The sequence below is a fragment of the Tardiphaga sp. genome (genome assembly GCF_044336785.1).
Lineage (GTDB): Bacteria > Pseudomonadota > Alphaproteobacteria > Rhizobiales > Xanthobacteraceae > Tardiphaga.
Genome location: NZ_JBIIOT010000058.1, coordinates 18803 through 34073, shown reverse-complemented (window position 1 = coordinate 34073; position 15271 = coordinate 18803). Strand labels below are relative to the sequence as shown.

Below are 15271 nucleotides of genomic sequence, written 5' to 3'. Positions count from 1 at the left end.
GCAGCTTCAGGAGGTGATGGCAATCGGCGACGACGTGTTCGAGCGAGACGGCTTCTTCGTTGAGCTCGTAGCGGCCGGCCTCGATGCGCGAGAGATCGAGAATCTCGTTGATGAGATTGAGCAGGTGCACGCCCGAGTTATGGATGTCACCGGAATAGTCTTTGTAGACCGCGACCGCATGCGCGCCGAAAATCTCGCTCTTCATCACTTCCGAGAAGCCGAGAATGGCATTCAGCGGCGTGCGGAGTTCATGGCTCATCTGGGCCAGGAAGCGGGACTTGGCGACGTTCGCAGCTTCGGCGCGGTGGCGCGCTTCGTCCGAGATCGCCTTGGCCTGTTCGAGCTCGCCGATCAGGGCGTCTTTCTCGGCGCGCGCTTCGAGGGCGGCAAGCGTCGTCGAATGCAGGCGCTGGGCGAGCAGGATGAAATAGCCCTCGGCCGCGACGGCGAGTGCCGCGAGGACGTAATTGTCGAAATTGCCGCGCACGATGAAGCTCATGGCGACGCCGAAGGTCACCGGGGCCGTGGCGGCGATGGCAGCGATGGGCAGGCTCGATGCGAGCATGCTGGAGACGGCCACCACCAGCAGCATCAGGAACATCATCAGCGAATTGGAGACGACGTCGGCGCCGGTGGGATGCACCAGGATGGTGGTCCATGCGAGGCCGTAGAGCAGATCGAGCGCCATGAAGCGCGTCCGCCATTGTCGCGTGGTGTTCGGGCCCGGCGGTTCGGCGAGATAGCGGTTGCAGGCGCGCAGGATGACGGCATGGATGCACAGCATGCCGCAGGCCCAGGCGGCGGCGGGCAGCGGCTGCAGCCAGACGCCGAACACGATGCCGGTGCCGACCACCAGCAGCGTGACCACCAGCGAGGCGGAGAGGCGGGTCTGGGCGTATTGGCGGAGCAGCTCGCGGTCGAAAGCGGGGCGGGTGCCGGAGGTCGAGGTCAGGCGGTCGCGGGCCTCGCGCACACGCTGCTGGGCCGCCCGCCGGTTGCGCGGCGCAGCGACTGGCTCTTCAGCCGGAAGCTGGACGACCTCGGGCCTGGCGGCGGGCTCACTCATCACGCTTACACAAATCCTGCACGCAACTGCGGGCGGTTTTCACAGATCATTATCTGTGCCGCACAATCCTTAAAGGGCGCCTTAAAGAACGCGCCAATCCGGTTAATTTACTGTGAAAACGAGAGCGGCCGGGGACGCGCGTTGCGCTTCGCCCGGCCGCGGATTCGTTTGTATTGTGAAGTGCTTACTTCTCGAAACGAGCGAGCAGGCTGGACGTGTCCCAGCGCTTGCCTCCGATCTTTTCCACTTCTGCGTAGAAGTTATCGACCAGCGCCGTGACGGGCAGGCTGGCGCCGTTGCGGCGGGCTTCCGCGAGGCAGATCGACAGGTCCTTGCGCATCCACTCGACGGCAAAGCCGAAGTCGAACTTGCCCTCATTCATGGTCTTGTGGCGGTTCTCCATCTGCCACGATTGGGCGGCGCCCTTGGAGATCACCTCGACCACCGAGTTCACGTCGAGCCCAGCTTTTTTGGCGAAGTGGATGCCTTCCGACAGCGCCTCGACGAGGCCCGCGATGCAGATCTGGTTGACCATCTTGGTTAGCTGGCCGGAACCGGCCGGGCCGAGCAGCTTCTGCATCTTGGCATAGGCGGCGATGATCGGATCGACCTTGGCATAGACCGAGGCCTCGCCACCGCACATCACGGTCAGCGCGCCGTTCTCGGCACCGGCCTGGCCGCCGGAGACGGGGGCGTCGATGAAGTGGAAGCCGGCCTTGGTGGCGGCTGCATCGAGCTCGCGGGCAACTTCGGCGGAGGCGGTGGTGTGATCGACGAAGATCTTGCCCTTGCCCATGCCGCTGAAGGCGCCGTCGGCACCGGTGGTGACCGAACGGAGGTCGTCGTCATTGCCGACGCAGGCCATCACGAAATCCTGGCCCTCGGCAGCAGCCTTCGGGGTCGGCGCCGACTTGCCGCCGAACTTCTCCGCCCATGCTTTCGACTTGGCTGCATTGCGATTGTAGACGGTGACCTCGTGGCCGCCTTTGGTGGCGAGATGACCGGCCATGGGGAAGCCCATGACGCCGAGACCGATGAAAGCAACTTTGGCCATATCCGAACCCTTATGTGCTGCCGGCTTACGCGCCGGCTATCGACTGTTGGGAGGTGAGTATCCCGTGCGGGCGACGGGAACGCGAAGCGGGCGCAGCATAGTCACTGGATAAGGCGGGGCAAGGGCCACCAGGCCGTCCCTTGATTGCGAAAATGGTGCGTGACCACCTTTGCGATTGTCGTCGTTTCGTCTATCATTCGCTACTTGCATTGAACGAAAGCTGTACCGCATGAGCGAGACCGACAGCGATCAGGGCAATATCACCATCTTTATGATGGCACAGTTGCGTGCAATGAATCGCAAGCTCGATCTGGCGCTCGACACCCAACAGCAACATGGTGAGCGGTTCGGGCGGATCGAGCGTGATGTGAGCGAGGGCTTCGGGCGGATCGAGCGCGATACGAGTGAGGGGTTCTCGAATTTGCGCGACGATATTCGCTCCCTCAGGCGCGACATTCACGATGTGAAAAGCGACATCATCCTGCTCGAGAACAAGGTTCTGACGACTCAATCCGAAATTCTCGCGATCCTGCATCGCGTGGGCGATGGCGGCCGAAACCTGGACGATCCACCGGCTGATCCCCTGGCCGGACGCTGAGCGGTGCAGCGCACCGATCTGCATTTTCTCAAATTCGTCATGGACACCCGCCCGAATGCGACTATCTCTGCGGTCTGACTTGCGCCGACCGGGAGAGAGCATTTGAGCGTTTCGAAACAACAGGTTCTCGATGGCCTGGCCAAAGTGGCGTCGCCGCGTGGCGTGCCGCTGGCGCATGCCAATGTGTTGTCCGAAATCGCCGTCACGGACGGTCGGGTGATGTTCTCCATCAACGTGGATGCCGCCGAGGCGCGGGCCTGGGAAAGCGTGCGTGCGCAGGCGGAAGCCGCCGTGCGCGCCATTCCCGGCGTCACTGGCGCGATGGTGGCGCTGACGGCGGAGCGCAAGCCGGGCTCGGCGCCATCGGCGCCGGCACCGCATCGCCACGGTCCTGGCGGCCATTCGCATGGCGTGCAGCCGGTCTCGGCCCATCGGCCGCATCAGCCGCCCGGCGCGCCGTCGGCGATGGGCAAGCAGGCCGAGATTCCCGGCGTGAAAGCGGTGATCGCCGTCGCGTCGGGCAAGGGTGGCGTCGGCAAATCCACGACGTCGCTGAATGTGGCGCTGGGCCTGCGCGCTCTCGGACTCAAGGTCGGGCTGCTCGATGCCGACATCTACGGACCGTCGGTGCCGCGCCTGACCGGCATCAACGAAAAGCCGACCCTCGACGACAACAAGAAGATGATCCCGATCGAGCGCTTCGGTCTGTCGATCATGTCGATCGGCTTCCTTGTTGAGGAAGAGACCGCCATGATCTGGCGCGGGCCGATGGTGATGTCGGCCATCACCCAGATGCTGCGCGATGTCGCCTGGGGACAGCTCGACGTCCTCGTCGTCGATATGCCGCCCGGCACCGGCGATGCCCAGCTCACGCTGGCGCAGAACGTGCCGCTGAAGGGCGCCGTCATCGTCTCGACGCCGCAGGACCTGGCGCTGATCGATGCCCGCCGCGGCCTCGCGATGTTCACCAAGGTCAATGTCCCCGTACTCGGCATCATCGAGAATATGAGCTATTTCCAGTGCCCGGAATGCGGCACCCGTTCGGACATCTTTGGCCATGGCGGTGCGCGCCACGAGGCCGAGCGGCTCGGTGTGCCGTTCCTCGGCGAGGTGCCGCTGCACATGTCCATTCGCGCGATGTCCGATGCCGGCACGCCGGTGGTGGTCAGCGAGCCCGATGGGCCTCATGCGGCGATCTATCGAAACATCGGCCAGCAGGTCCGGGACAGCCTGAAGGCCGTGCTGGCCTGATTGCGCTGCGCCTGCGAAGCGGGCGCAGAATGCCGCATAGTACTTTCGTCCAATCGGGCGAACTACGACACTCGTCTCATTTTCCGCCGCTTCATAACCGTGTTACATCAGCGCCGAACCAAGGGTTTTGGCGGCTGAATCGCGATGCGACAGGGCCGCCAAAAGGCCCAAAGGATTTCTGGGGAAACGCTTTAAAAGGAGAGCTTGAATGAAGCGTCGTGAGTTTTTGAAGGTCTCGGCAGCAGGCGCTGCAGCGACCGCCGCTGTTGCGGCACCGGCCATCGCGCAGTCCACGCCGGAAATTAAGTGGCGCCTCGCGTCGTCCTTCCCGAAGTCGCTCGACACCATCTATGGCGGCGCCGAGATGATGGCGAAGCAGGTGTCGGAAATGACCGACGGCAAATTCCAGATCCAGGTGTTCGCGGCCGGCGAACTGGTGCCGGGCCTGCAGGTGCTCGACGCCACCTCGAATGGCACCGTCGAAATGTGCCACACGGTGTCCTACTACTATGTCGGCAAGGATCCGACCTTCGCGATCTACGCGTCGGTGCCGTTCGGCCTCAATGCGCGCCAGCAGAATTCCTGGTGGTATCAGGGCGGCGGTGAGCAGCTCGGCAACGAGTTCTACAAGAAGTTCGGCGTTATCGGTCATCCCTGCGGCAACACCGGCACGCAGATGGGCGGCTGGTTCCGCAAGGAGATCAAGACCGTTGCCGATCTGAACGGCCTGAAGATGCGCATCGGCGGCATTGCCGGCCAGGTGCTGCAGAAGGTCGGCGTGGTGCCGCAGCAGCTCGCAGGCGGCGACATCTATCCGTCGCTGGAAAAAGGCACCATCGATGCGGCCGAGTGGGTCGGTCCCTATGACGACCAGAAGCTCGGCTTCCAGAAGGTCGCCAAGTACTATTACTATCCAGGTTTCTGGGAAGGCGGCCCGACGGTGCATGCCTTCACCAATCTCGACAAGTTCAATGCGCTGCCGAAGAACTATCAGGCGATCCTTGCGAATGCCTGTGCGAATGCCAACACCTGGATGGCGGCACGCTACGACATGCAGAACCCGCAGGCGCTGAAGCAGCTCGTGGCATCGGGCACGCAGCTGCGTCCGTTCACCAACGAAGTGCTCGATGCCTGCCTCAAGGCGACCAACGAGCTCTGGGCCGACATCTCGTCGAAGAATCCCGACTTCAAGAAGTCGATCGATGCGATGCAGGCCTATCGTTCCGACGAATATCTGTGGTGGCAGGTCGCCGAATATACCTTCGACAGCTTCATGATCCGCTCGCGCACGCGCGGCTGATCTGAACGGATCGCCTCATCAGGAAGCCCGGTCTCCGCGAGGAGGCCGGGCTTTTTGCTGACCTCTGCCGTCCCTCATGGTGAGGAGGCGCGTAGCGCCGTCTCGAACCATGAGCTGTGAGGCACCGGCGCGTGCGGCCATCCTTCGAGACACATGCCTTCGGCATGTTCCTCAGGATGAGGGAGACGTGTGTGGTGTCGTGAATTTTCTTGGCTTCTCGCGCGATTGCTTCATCATCGAGTCATGCCTCCGGCAGAGGGGCGAGCAGGTGAGGGAGAAACACATGAAGCGTCGTGAATTCATCCGCATGGCAGGGCTTGGTGCCGCTGGCGCAACCGCAGCCGTCGCGTCACCCGCCATTGCGCAGTCGATGCCGGAAATCAAATGGCGGCTGACATCGAGCTTTCCGAAGTCGCTTGATACGATCTATGGCGCCACGGACCTGTTCGCCAAGGCCGTTGCCGAAGCGACCGACAACAAGTTTCAGATTCAGGTCTTTGCAGCAGGTGAAATCGTGCCGGCCCTGCAGGCACTCGACGCGGCATCCAACGGCACCGTCGAGATGGCGCAGACTGCCGGCTACTACTATGTCGGCAAGGATCCGACTTTTGCGATCGGCACGTCGATGCCGTTCGGCCTGAACAGCCGCATGCAAACGGCGTGGCTGCAATCCGGTGGCGGTGGTGAACTCTTCAATGAGTTCCTGAAAAACTACAATCTGATCGCGTTTGCGGCTGGCAATACCGGATGTCAGATGGGTGGCTGGTTTCGCAAGGAGATCAAGGAGGTCGCCGATCTCAACGGCCTCAAGATGCGCATCGGCGGCATCGCCGGCAATGTCCTCGCGAAGATCGGCGTCGTGCCGCAGCAAGTCGGTGCCGGCGACATCTATGCATCGCTGGAGAAGGGCACGGTGGATGCCGCGGAATTCGTCGGCCCCTATGACGACGAGAAGCTCGGATTCCAGAAGGTCGCGAAATACTATTATTACCCCGGTTTCTGGGATGGCGGGCCGACCATCCATCACATGGTCAATATCGCGAAATGGGAGCAACTGCCCCCGGCCTACAAGTCGCTGATCAAGACGGCATCGTCGATGGCCAACGAGGCGATGCAGGCGCGCTACGATGCGTATAATCCGCCGGCGATCAAGCGACTGGTCGCAAGCGGGACCCAGTTGCGTGCGTTCTCGCCCGCGATCCTGGATGCGTCGCTCAAGGCGGCGAACGATCTCTATAGCGAGATCGCCGCCAAGAATGCGAATTTCAAGAAGCTGTACGACCACATGGTCGCGTTCCGTGCCGATCAATATGCGTGGTGGCAGGTCGCGGAATTTTCCTACGACAACTACATGATCCGCTCACGCCCGCGGGGGTGATAGGCGGCAACTCCCGCCCCTCATCCTGAGGAGCGGCGCTCTTGCGCCGCGTCTCGAAGGATGGCGACATGCTCGGAGCCTGCAGCCATGGTTCGAGACGGCACCTAACAGGCGCCTCCTCACCATGAGGGGCGGAGTGTGCAACGCGTGTTGCCCGCGGATGAAAACAGCTAGGGTCGGTCTCAACCTGATTCACGGGACCGACCACCATGACCGAAGCCGAGATTGAAGCCGCCGCTGTGTTGCTTGCTGACGCCCGCCGCAGTGGGACGCAGATCGACCGGCTTCCGGTGACGCCATCCTCCGTGGCAGAGGGTCATGAGATCCAGGATCGCGTGGCGGTGCTGGTCGGCGAACCCGTCGGTGCATTCAAGGCAGGCGCACCACCCGATGCCGAGCCGACCCGCGGTCTGATCGAGGCGCGCATGGTGCGCGCGAGCCCGGCACATATGGCCGTCGCCGAAGCGCCCCATCTCGGCGTCGAGGGCGAAACCGCCTTCAGGTTCACCCGCGACCTACCGGCGCGCAGCGCGCCTTACACGTGCGAGGAGATCGCCAGCGCCGTAACGGTGCTGCCGGTCATCGAGATTGTCTCAAGCCGCTTTCGCGAGCCACTCAGCCGGCCGAAGCTCGAACAACTCGCCGATTGTGGGATCAATGCGGGCCTGGTGATCGGACCGGAGACGGCTGACTGGTCGCATCTCGATCTGGCCAGACTCCGCATGACCTTCATCGTCAATGGTGAGGTGCAGATTGATCGCGAGGGCGGCCATCCAACGAACGACCCGATTGCCGGCGCGGTCGCGCTGGCCAACATGATGCCGGGTGGGGTGAAAGCGGGTCACATCGTGACGACGGGAAGCTGGACCGGGCTGCCATTCCTGCAGCCCGGCGATCGCTGCGTCGTTCGCTTTGAAGGATTGGGCGAGGCCGAAGTGGTGTTCGACGGCTAGCCCAATCGCTCGGCTACTTCGGTTGCCCGAAATCCGGCATCGCCGGCATTTCGATCTGCGGGATCTCGATCTTCACGTTGCTCGTATCGATCACCGTGTTGTCGATCCAGTAGGTCACGAGGCCCGGCCACATGATCACGATGATCACCAGCAGGATCTGCATACCGACCCAAGGGATGGCGCCGAGATAGATGTCGCGGCTCTTCACTTCCGGCGGCGCGATGCCGCGCAGATAGAACAGCGCGAAGCCGAACGGCGGATGCATGAACGAGGTCTGCATGTTGACGCAGAGCAGCACGCCGAACCAGACGAGATCGATGCCGAGCTTGGCCGCCACCGGCGCCAGCAGCGGGATGATGATGAAGGCGATCTCGAAGAAGTCGAGGAAGAACGCCAGGAAGAACACGAAGATGTTCACGAACACCAGGAAGCCGACGGCGCCGCCGGGCAGGCCCGTGAGCAGATGTTCGATCCAGTGCGAGCCGTCCATGCCCTGGAAGACAAGGCTGAAGCAGGTCGAGCCGATCAGGATGAACACCACCATCGAGGTGAGGCGCATGGTCGAGGTCATCGCCTGTTCGACCAGCGGCCAGGTGAGGCGGCGGTGGATCGCGGCCAGCACGATGGCGCCGACAGCGCCCATGGCGCCAGCTTCAGTGGGGGTTGCGAGGCCGAGACCGATGGTGCCGAGCACGAGGAAGATCAGCACCAGCGACGGGATCATGCCCCACAGCACGCGGCTGATCAGCTTCCAGCCCATCGGCTCGCGCGCATGTTCCGGAATCGGCGGCATCGAGGTCGGACGCAGGATCGACATCACGACGATGAACAGCAGGAAGATCACGACCTGCAGAATCGAGGGGCCGATGGCGCCGAGATACATGTCGCCGACGGAGCGGCCGAGCTGGTCGGCCAGCACGATCAGCACCAGCGAAGGCGGGATCAGCTGCGTGATGGTGCCGGATGCCGCGATGACGCCGGTGGCGAGCTTCATGTCATAGCCATAGCGCATCATGATCGGCAGCGAGATCACGCCCATGGCGATCACCGATGCCGCGACAGTGCCGGTGATGGCGCCGAGCACGGCGCCGACCAGGATCACGGCGTAAGCGAGGCCGCCGGGAATCTTGCCGAACAGCTGGCCGGTGCCTTCGAGCAGATCTTCAGCGAGGCCGCAGCGCTCGAGGATGGCGCCCATGAAGGTGAAGAACGGGATCGACAGCAGCAGGTCATTCGAGATCGTGCCGTAGAAACGGAACGGCAGTGCCTGCAGGAATGATGGATCGAAATGCCCGGAGAAAATACCGAGAATGCCGAAGAACAGGCCGACAGCGGCGAGCGAGAAGGCGACCGGGAAGCCGAACACCATGAAACAGATCATGGTGCCGAACATCAGCGGAGGAAACACGCCGTAGGAGAACATCGGGTATACCTGACTATCGATTATCGGGTCGAAACGCGAAGAGCTGAAAAAGCAAACGCCGCTATTGCAGCGGCGCTTCGTAATGGGTGTCGATCTTGACGATGCCGGCCAGTGCCGCGATGCGCTTGATCAGTTCGGCGACGCCCTGCAGCACCAGCAGGCCGAAGCCGACCGGCAGCACGAGTTTCACCGGCCACAGGATCAGGCCGCCGGCATTGCTGGAATATTCCTGCGAATTCCATGAATTCAGGAAGAACGGCGTGGTCATGTAGGTGAGATAGATCATCGCCGGCAGCAGGAAGACGCAGATGCCGATGATATCGATCCACAGCCGCACGCGGTCGGAGACGGCTGAGTAGAGCAGATCGACGCGCACATGTTCATTGAGGCGCAATGTCTGCGAGGCACCGAAGAACACGATGCCCGCGAACATGTACCACTGGATTTCGAGCCAGCCATTCGACGAGTAATGGAAGAGATAGCGGATGGTCGCGTTGCCGGCGCTGATCAGGCAGGCGAACAGCACCAGCCATTTGGCGACGAAGCCGAAGGCATCGCTCAGCCGATCGATGGCATTCGTGAATTTAAGTACGTCCACGGTTTCCCCCGAAACTCGCCCGACCTCTCGCGGATCACGTCTTTCTCACTGAGAAAGCGGAGCTTTTTCCGCTGGGCGATCAAAATTTGCGGCACCATTTCAGCGCGTCATGCAATCGTCAATCAGAAATTGACGGTTCAAAACAGGCCATTGGTCGGGGGGTCTGTGGAAGGGTAAGGCAGTAGGAGGGTCAGCCGCCGGTCACGCTCATATGCCGGCTGACGCTCGGCCGGTTGTGGCGGCGATCGATAATGAAATCGTGGCCTTTCGGCTTCAGACCGATGGCACGGTCGATGGTCGCGTTCAGCAGCTGGTTGTCGGCGGAGGCGCGCAGCGGCTTGCGCAGGTCGGACGCATCCTCGTGCCCCAGGCACGTATGAATCGTGCCGGTGCATGTGATGCGGACGCGGTTGCAGCTCTCGCAGAAATTATGCGTCATCGGCGTGATGAAGCCGAGCTTGCCGCCGGTCTCGGCGACACGCACGTAGCGGGCGGGGCCGCCTGTGTCGTCGGGCAGGTCGGTGAGCGTGTAATTGTTGGCAAGGCGCGAGCGCAGCAGCGACAGCGGCAGATACTGGTCGATGCGGCCTTCGCCGATATCGCCCATCGGCATCACCTCGATCAGCGTCAGCGCCATGTCGCGGCCATGCGCCCATTCCATCAGTGCCGGGATCTCGTCCTCGTTGAGGTTTTTCAACGCCACCGCATTGATCTTCACGGCAAGGCCTGCGGCCTGTGCAGCGTCGATGCCCGCCATCACCTTGGCAAGATCGCCCCAGCGCGTGATGGTCTTGAATTTGGTGGCATCCAGCGTGTCGAGCGACACATTGATGCGCTTCACGCCGCAATCGGCGAGCTCATCGGCATATTTCGAGAGCAGGGATCCGTTGGTGGTGAGCGTCAGCTCCTGTAGCGCGCCGGTCTTGAGGTGCCGCGACAGCGAGCGCACCAGCCCCATCACGTTACGGCGTACCAGCGGCTCGCCGCCGGTGAGGCGCAGCTTCGTCACGCCCTTGGCGATGAACGCCGAGCACAGGCGGTCGAGCTCTTCCAGCGTCAGCAGATCGGCTTTCGGCAGGAAGGTCATGTCTTCCGACATGCAATAGAAGCAGCGGAGATCGCAGCGATCCGTCACCGAGACGCGCAGATAGCTGATCCGCCGACCGAATGGATCGGTCATGGCGGAGGAGGACTGGGCGGGGATGAGTTCGGATACCGACATTCAAACGCCTTGCTGCATGCAACTGGCGGCGCGTGGGCCGCTCGTCACAATGTAATCATGCAATGCGCAGGGCACAATTGCGATACGGCAACGTGTAGCGAATGAGATCATTCCGAGAGCTTATCGGCGGATTGCGTTTCGCTATCCGCCGATGCCCGGACTTAGCGCGGATTCGGGAAGGGCGTGCTTGCGGCAGGCGCGGCCTGTTCGGCTGCCGGAGCAGCAGCGCGCTTCTTGGCAGCCTTGCGGGCCTTGCGCGGCGACACTGCCGGCTGCAGCTCGACGGCAACCGGGCTCGGATCGACAACCGTGCGCGCAGGCGAAGCGAATTCGGCCGGAACGCGGGTGACGGTCACCGGCACGGTGGCGGGCTGGAACTTGGGCAGCGTGAAGGTCACGCTGAAATCGCCTTCGGTCACGATCGGCAGCGAGCACGGGGTCGTACAGGCAGGACCGACCGACGTCTTCGCTTCGGCGCCGGGGGGCGTCGATTCGAATTGAACGGTAACCGGCTCCGGTGCCGACTTGAAGGCATCCATGGAGAAGGAGGAGCAGCCAGCGAGGCTCAGGCCTGCTGCCGTCAATAGGAGTACTCGACGCATAGTTGTATCCGTTACTTTCGCGGCTTGCCGCAGTCCCCAGACGCCGACAATAAGAGCGTGGGTCTAATGACGCAACCAGCCGACGCGTGATAGTAAATAAATGGTTAATCCGTTCGTGGAGAAACCAGAAAAGCGTAACAGCCTGAGCAGGCTATGCACACTTGGCTGGAATCAGGCGCGCAACCGTGGCGGGTAGATCGCGGAAGTGCTCGATCACCACGTCAGGCTTTAACTCGGCGATCGGGGTGTCCGTATAGCCAAAAGTGACGCCGATCACCGGTACATTGGCGCGACGGGCAACGCCCACATCCGGACCGGCATCGCCGACCATGACCACTGCCGACATGGTGCCGCCTGCCTGTGCGACGGTCTGTTGCAGGATCACCGGATCGGGCTTCGAGACGCCAAATGTGTCGGCGCCGCAGATGGCGGCGAATCGGGCGGTGAGGCCGAGTTTCTCCAGCAGCAGCTTCGACAGCCATTCGAGCTTGTTGGTACAGACCGCGAAACGGTATCCCTTTGCTTCCAGCGTATCCAGTGCCTCGATCAGCCCGTCGAACGGGCGCGACTCATCGGCGATGTGTTCGGCATAGAAGTCGATGAAATCCGCGGTCAGGCGGGTCACTTCATCCGGTGTCATCTCGCGGCCTTCGGCCTCGAGCCCGCGCTCGATCAGTTTTCGCGCGCCTTGGCCGATCATTTTGCGCGCCGAGGCCAGCGGCACGGGGGCCAGGCCTTCGCGGGCCAGCACATGGTTGAGGGCGCTGATCAGGTCAGGGGCGGTATCGACGAGGGTGCCGTCGCGGTCGAAAACGACGAGGGGGGCTGTGGTCATGGGCCGATCGCTAGCGGTCCGGGGCCGATCCTGCAAGGGGCTGGATCGCCTGCTGGGGATGCAGACCGGCATCCCCCGGGAATGCACGCCTTGCACCCTGTTCCTCACCCCCAAACGTCGCTAGATATGCCGCGCCTCCCGCTTGCGGGACGATGCCCAACAAGGACCGCCGCTGCGATGAATATGGACGAGCTGAAACGACAGGCTGCCGCCAAGGCGCTGGAGCAGGTTCAGGACGGCATGAAGCTCGGCCTCGGCACCGGCTCGACCGCCAAGCATTTCGTCGATCTGCTCGGCGAGCGCGTGAAAGCAGGCCTGAAGGTCATCGGCGTCCCGACTTCGGAAGCGACCCGCATCCAGGCCGAAGCCTGTGGCGTGCCACTGACCACGCTCGATGCCATCGATCATCTCGACCTCACCGTTGACGGCGCCGACGAGGCCGATCCCGATCTCAACCTCATCAAGGGTGGCGGCGGCGCATTGCTGCGTGAAAAGATCGTCGCGGCGGCGTCCGACCGCATGATCGTCATCGCCGACGAGACAAAGTGGGTGCCGAAGCTCGGCCGTTTCCCGCTGCCCATCGAAGTCATCCCGTTCGGCCTTGGCGCCACCCGCCGCGCCATCGAGAGCGTCTTCGCGCAACGCGGGCTAAGCGGCGAGATGACGATCCGCCAGGGCAAGGACGGCCATGCTTTCGTCACCGATGGCAGCCACTGGATCCTGGATGCCAAGCTCGGAACCATCACCGACGCGCCGCGCCTTGCGGGTCTGCTCGCCGGCATTCCGGGCGTTGTCGAACATGGACTGTTTATCGGCCTGGCGCGCACCATCGTGCTCGCCGGCTCGGATGGAATTCGCGTTGTTGAGCGGCCCTAAGGCTGCGATCTCAAGGAGACTGCCATGAAGATTCTCTCGAAACTGCTGTTGTCCGCCAGCCTCGTGGTCGGCGCTGTGGCCGTGACCTTGCCGGCCTCCGCCCAGCAGGGCGCGCCCGCTGCCGAGCGCCCGATCAAGCCGGCATCGCCGGCTGCCATCGGCTACGCCAAGGAAATCCTGCAGATGAAGAATGCGAGCGCCATGTATGCGAACGCCATTCCGAACATGGTCCAGCGCGTCAAGGACTCGCTGCTGCAGAGCAATCTGAACTATCAGAAGGATCTCGGCGAGGTCGCCGTCGTCGTCGCGCAGGCCAATGCCGGCCGCGACAAGGAGATCGGCGAGCAGATGGCGAAGATCTATGCCAGCGATTTCACCGAAGCCGAACTAAAGGATCTCGCGGCATTCTACAAGTCGCCGCTCGGCCAGAAGCTGTTGCAGATGGAGCCGCAGTCGATTTCCGCCAGCGTGAACTATATGCAGCAGTGGGCGCAGCAATTTGCCGAGCAGGTGAACGGCCAGTTCCGCGCCGAAATGCGCAAGCGCGGCAAGGAAATCTAAGCCTATCCGTCATTGCGAGCGAAGCGAAGCAATTCAGAAAGCCAGGAGCTGGATTGCTTCGTCGCTTCGCTCCTCGCAATGACGGCTGACATCATCTCGTGGCGGCGGAGTAATTCATGTCCAGCAAGTCTGACTTCGACGTCGATCTGTTCGTCATTGGTGGTGGCTCGGGCGGTGTCCGCGCCGCGCGGATCGCTGCCGGCTACGGCGCCAGCGTCATGGTCGCCGAGGAATATCGCTTCGGCGGCACCTGCGTGATCCGCGGCTGCGTGCCGAAGAAGCTGATGGTCTATGCCTCGCATGTCGCCCGCGAGATCGACGACGCCCGCGGCTTCGGCTGGACCATTCCATCAGCCACCTTCGACTGGCCGACCTTCATCGCCGCCAAGGACAAGGAAATCGCCCGGCTCGAAGGCATCTACACCACCAATGTGGAGAAGCCCGGCGCCAAGGCGATCAAAGCGCGCGCGGTGTTCGAGGACCCGCACACGCTGAAACTCAGCACTGGCGAGACGGTTCGCGCCAAGCATATTCTGATCGCCACCGGCGGCACGCCCAGCCACGGGCCCGCGATCCCCGGCATCGAGCACGTCATTTCGTCGAACGAAGTCTTTCATCTGCCCGAGCAGCCCAAGCGCATCGTGATTCAGGGCGGCGGCTATATCGCGCTGGAATTCGCCAGCATTTTTGCCGGCCTCGGCTCGGCAGTCACCGTGGTTTATCGCGGTGACAACATCCTGCGTGGCTTCGACGAAGACGTCCGCGCCCATGTCCGTAAGGAGATGGAGAAGCAGGGCATCACCCTCGTCACCGGCTGCACCATCAAGGCGATCGACAAGCACCGCCACGAACTCACCGCGCATCTGTCCGGCGGCGCCAGCATTGCCGCGGATCAGGTGCTGTTCGCCATCGGCCGTCACGCCAACACGCATGGTCTCGGCTTGGAGAAGGCCGGCGTCGCCATCAAGCACAGCGATGGCGCGGTGATCGTCAACGAGTTCTCGCAGACCAATGTCCCGCATATCTATGCGGTGGGCGACGTCACCAATCGCGTGAACCTCACGCCGGTGGCGATCCGCGAAGGCCATGCCTTTGCCGACACCGTCTTCGGCGGCAAGACCGTGAAGGTCGATCACGGCAATATCCCGACAGCCGTCTTCACCCAGCCGGAAGTCGGCACCGTCGGCCTGACCGAGGACGAGGCCCGCGCGAAATTCAGCCATGTCGATATCTACAAGACCGATTTCCGCGGCATCAAATCCACGATCTCCGGCAGCGACAGCCGTGTGCTGATGAAGCTGGTCGTCGACGGCTCCACCGATGTGGTGGTCGGCTGTCACATCGTGGGCCCGGAAGCGGCTGAACTGATCCAGATCCTCGGCATCTGCATCAAGCTGAAGGCGACCAAGGCTGATTTCGACGCAACGGTGGCCGTGCATCCGAGTGCTGCCGAAGAGCTGGTGACCATGCGCACGCCAAGCGCACGCTATGTGCGCGAGGCGGCGGAGTAGGCCTCAATTGTCATCGCCCGACTTGATCGGGCGATCCAGTAAA

15 protein-coding genes are annotated in these 15271 nt (G+C 62.6%); 8 read left to right on the top strand and 7 right to left on the bottom strand.

Translation table 11 applies throughout. The annotated features are described in order from the left end of the window. Together ACIQ2A_RS16850 and ACIQ2A_RS16845 are read right to left on the bottom strand one after the other, a co-directional pair. The coding region (locus ACIQ2A_RS16850; protein WP_398481243.1) for a sensor histidine kinase at positions 1 to 1066 on the bottom strand (1066 nt) is incomplete at its 3' end. 184 nt (positions 1067 to 1250) lie between these two features. Continuing rightward, positions 1251 to 2120: an NAD(P)-dependent oxidoreductase gene (locus ACIQ2A_RS16845; protein ID WP_398481241.1), complete on the bottom strand. Its 870-nt coding sequence runs from the start codon at positions 2118 to 2120 to the stop codon at positions 1251 to 1253. A 229-nt stretch (positions 2121 to 2349) separates the two neighbouring features. Here ACIQ2A_RS16845 and ACIQ2A_RS16840 point away from each other — a divergent pair, with 229 nt between their 5' ends. The 5 genes from ACIQ2A_RS16840 to ACIQ2A_RS16820 all read left to right on the top strand — a co-directional run bounded on the left by ACIQ2A_RS16840 (position 2350) and on the right by ACIQ2A_RS16820 (position 7600). Beyond that, a complete protein-coding gene (locus ACIQ2A_RS16840; RefSeq protein WP_398481239.1) occupies positions 2350 to 2718 on the top strand; it encodes a hypothetical protein in 369 nt (122 codons plus the stop codon). A gap of 102 nt (positions 2719 to 2820) precedes the next feature. Then, complete coding sequence (gene apbC, locus ACIQ2A_RS16835) at positions 2821 to 3969, top strand: iron-sulfur cluster carrier protein ApbC (RefSeq protein WP_398481237.1); 1149 nt, start codon at positions 2821 to 2823, stop codon at positions 3967 to 3969. A gap of 208 nt (positions 3970 to 4177) precedes the next feature. Then, positions 4178 to 5269 carry a TRAP transporter substrate-binding protein gene (locus ACIQ2A_RS16830; protein WP_398481235.1) on the top strand — a complete coding sequence of 364 codons (1092 nt, stop codon included), beginning with the start codon at positions 4178 to 4180 and terminating at the stop codon, positions 5267 to 5269. Positions 5270 to 5552: 283 nt separating this feature from the next. After that, positions 5553 to 6647, top strand: coding sequence for a TRAP transporter substrate-binding protein (locus ACIQ2A_RS16825; protein ID WP_398481233.1), 1095 nt, complete (start codon positions 5553 to 5555; stop codon positions 6645 to 6647). A gap of 209 nt (positions 6648 to 6856) precedes the next feature. Next, complete coding sequence (locus ACIQ2A_RS16820) at positions 6857 to 7600, top strand: 2-keto-4-pentenoate hydratase (protein WP_398481231.1); 744 nt, start codon at positions 6857 to 6859, stop codon at positions 7598 to 7600. A gap of 13 nt (positions 7601 to 7613) precedes the next feature. On the opposite strand, the gene ACIQ2A_RS16815 is transcribed toward ACIQ2A_RS16820, so the two are convergent. The 5 genes from ACIQ2A_RS16815 to ACIQ2A_RS16795 form a co-directional block, all read right to left on the bottom strand. Further along, on the bottom strand, positions 7614 to 9023 hold the full coding sequence (locus tag ACIQ2A_RS16815) for a TRAP transporter large permease subunit (RefSeq protein WP_398481228.1): 1410 nt from the start codon (positions 9021 to 9023) through the stop codon (positions 7614 to 7616). Positions 9024 to 9084: 61 nt separating this feature from the next. Continuing rightward, positions 9085 to 9594, bottom strand: a complete 510-nt coding sequence (locus ACIQ2A_RS16810; RefSeq protein ID WP_398481245.1) for a TRAP transporter small permease subunit — start codon at positions 9592 to 9594, stop codon at positions 9085 to 9087. Between the two features lie 217 nt (positions 9595 to 9811). Further along, positions 9812 to 10843 (bottom strand): GTP 3',8-cyclase MoaA, encoded by a 1032-nt coding sequence (gene moaA / locus ACIQ2A_RS16805; RefSeq protein ID WP_398481226.1) that lies wholly within the window; start codon positions 10841 to 10843, stop codon positions 9812 to 9814. Between the two features lie 161 nt (positions 10844 to 11004). Beyond that, the gene (locus tag ACIQ2A_RS16800) at positions 11005 to 11445 is read right to left on the bottom strand and encodes a hypothetical protein (RefSeq protein WP_398481224.1); all 441 of its coding nucleotides are present in this window, start codon (positions 11443 to 11445) and stop codon (positions 11005 to 11007) included. Between the two features lie 151 nt (positions 11446 to 11596). Next, positions 11597 to 12280, bottom strand: coding sequence for an HAD family hydrolase (locus tag ACIQ2A_RS16795; RefSeq protein ID WP_398481222.1), 684 nt, complete (start codon positions 12278 to 12280; stop codon positions 11597 to 11599). A gap of 177 nt (positions 12281 to 12457) precedes the next feature. Between ACIQ2A_RS16795 and rpiA the strand changes: the two genes are divergently transcribed. From rpiA to gor, 3 genes are all read left to right on the top strand, one after another. Continuing rightward, a complete protein-coding gene (gene rpiA, locus ACIQ2A_RS16790; RefSeq protein ID WP_398481220.1) occupies positions 12458 to 13156 on the top strand; it encodes a ribose-5-phosphate isomerase RpiA in 699 nt (232 codons plus the stop codon). A 24-nt stretch (positions 13157 to 13180) separates the two neighbouring features. Beyond that, positions 13181 to 13717, top strand: a complete 537-nt coding sequence (locus ACIQ2A_RS16785; protein ID WP_398481218.1) for a DUF2059 domain-containing protein — start codon at positions 13181 to 13183, stop codon at positions 13715 to 13717. Between the two features lie 116 nt (positions 13718 to 13833). After that, entirely contained in the window at positions 13834 to 15228 is a 1395-nt protein-coding gene (gor, locus tag ACIQ2A_RS16780) for a glutathione-disulfide reductase (RefSeq protein WP_398481216.1), read from the top strand. Positions 15229 to 15271: the final 43 nt, after the last annotated feature.

Coding starts and splice junctions, on each gene's coding strand:
- ACIQ2A_RS16845 (WP_398481241.1), bottom strand. CDS start 2,120: ATGGCCAAAGTTGCTTTCATCGGTCTCGGCGTCATGGGCTTCCCCATG.
- ACIQ2A_RS16840 (WP_398481239.1), top strand. CDS start 2,350: ATGAGCGAGACCGACAGCGATCAGGGCAATATCACCATCTTTATGATG.
- ACIQ2A_RS16830 (WP_398481235.1), top strand. CDS start 4,178: ATGAAGCGTCGTGAGTTTTTGAAGGTCTCGGCAGCAGGCGCTGCAGCG.
- ACIQ2A_RS16825 (WP_398481233.1), top strand. CDS start 5,553: ATGAAGCGTCGTGAATTCATCCGCATGGCAGGGCTTGGTGCCGCTGGC.
- ACIQ2A_RS16820 (WP_398481231.1), top strand. CDS start 6,857: ATGACCGAAGCCGAGATTGAAGCCGCCGCTGTGTTGCTTGCTGACGCC.
- ACIQ2A_RS16815 (WP_398481228.1), bottom strand. CDS start 9,023: ATGTTCTCCTACGGCGTGTTTCCTCCGCTGATGTTCGGCACCATGATC.
- moaA (WP_398481226.1), bottom strand. CDS start 10,843: ATGTCGGTATCCGAACTCATCCCCGCCCAGTCCTCCTCCGCCATGACC.
- ACIQ2A_RS16800 (WP_398481224.1), bottom strand. CDS start 11,445: ATGCGTCGAGTACTCCTATTGACGGCAGCAGGCCTGAGCCTCGCTGGC.
- ACIQ2A_RS16795 (WP_398481222.1), bottom strand. CDS start 12,280: ATGACCACAGCCCCCCTCGTCGTTTTCGACCGCGACGGCACCCTCGTC.
- rpiA (WP_398481220.1), top strand. CDS start 12,458: ATGAATATGGACGAGCTGAAACGACAGGCTGCCGCCAAGGCGCTGGAG.
- ACIQ2A_RS16785 (WP_398481218.1), top strand. CDS start 13,181: ATGAAGATTCTCTCGAAACTGCTGTTGTCCGCCAGCCTCGTGGTCGGC.
- gor (WP_398481216.1), top strand. CDS start 13,834: ATGTCCAGCAAGTCTGACTTCGACGTCGATCTGTTCGTCATTGGTGGT.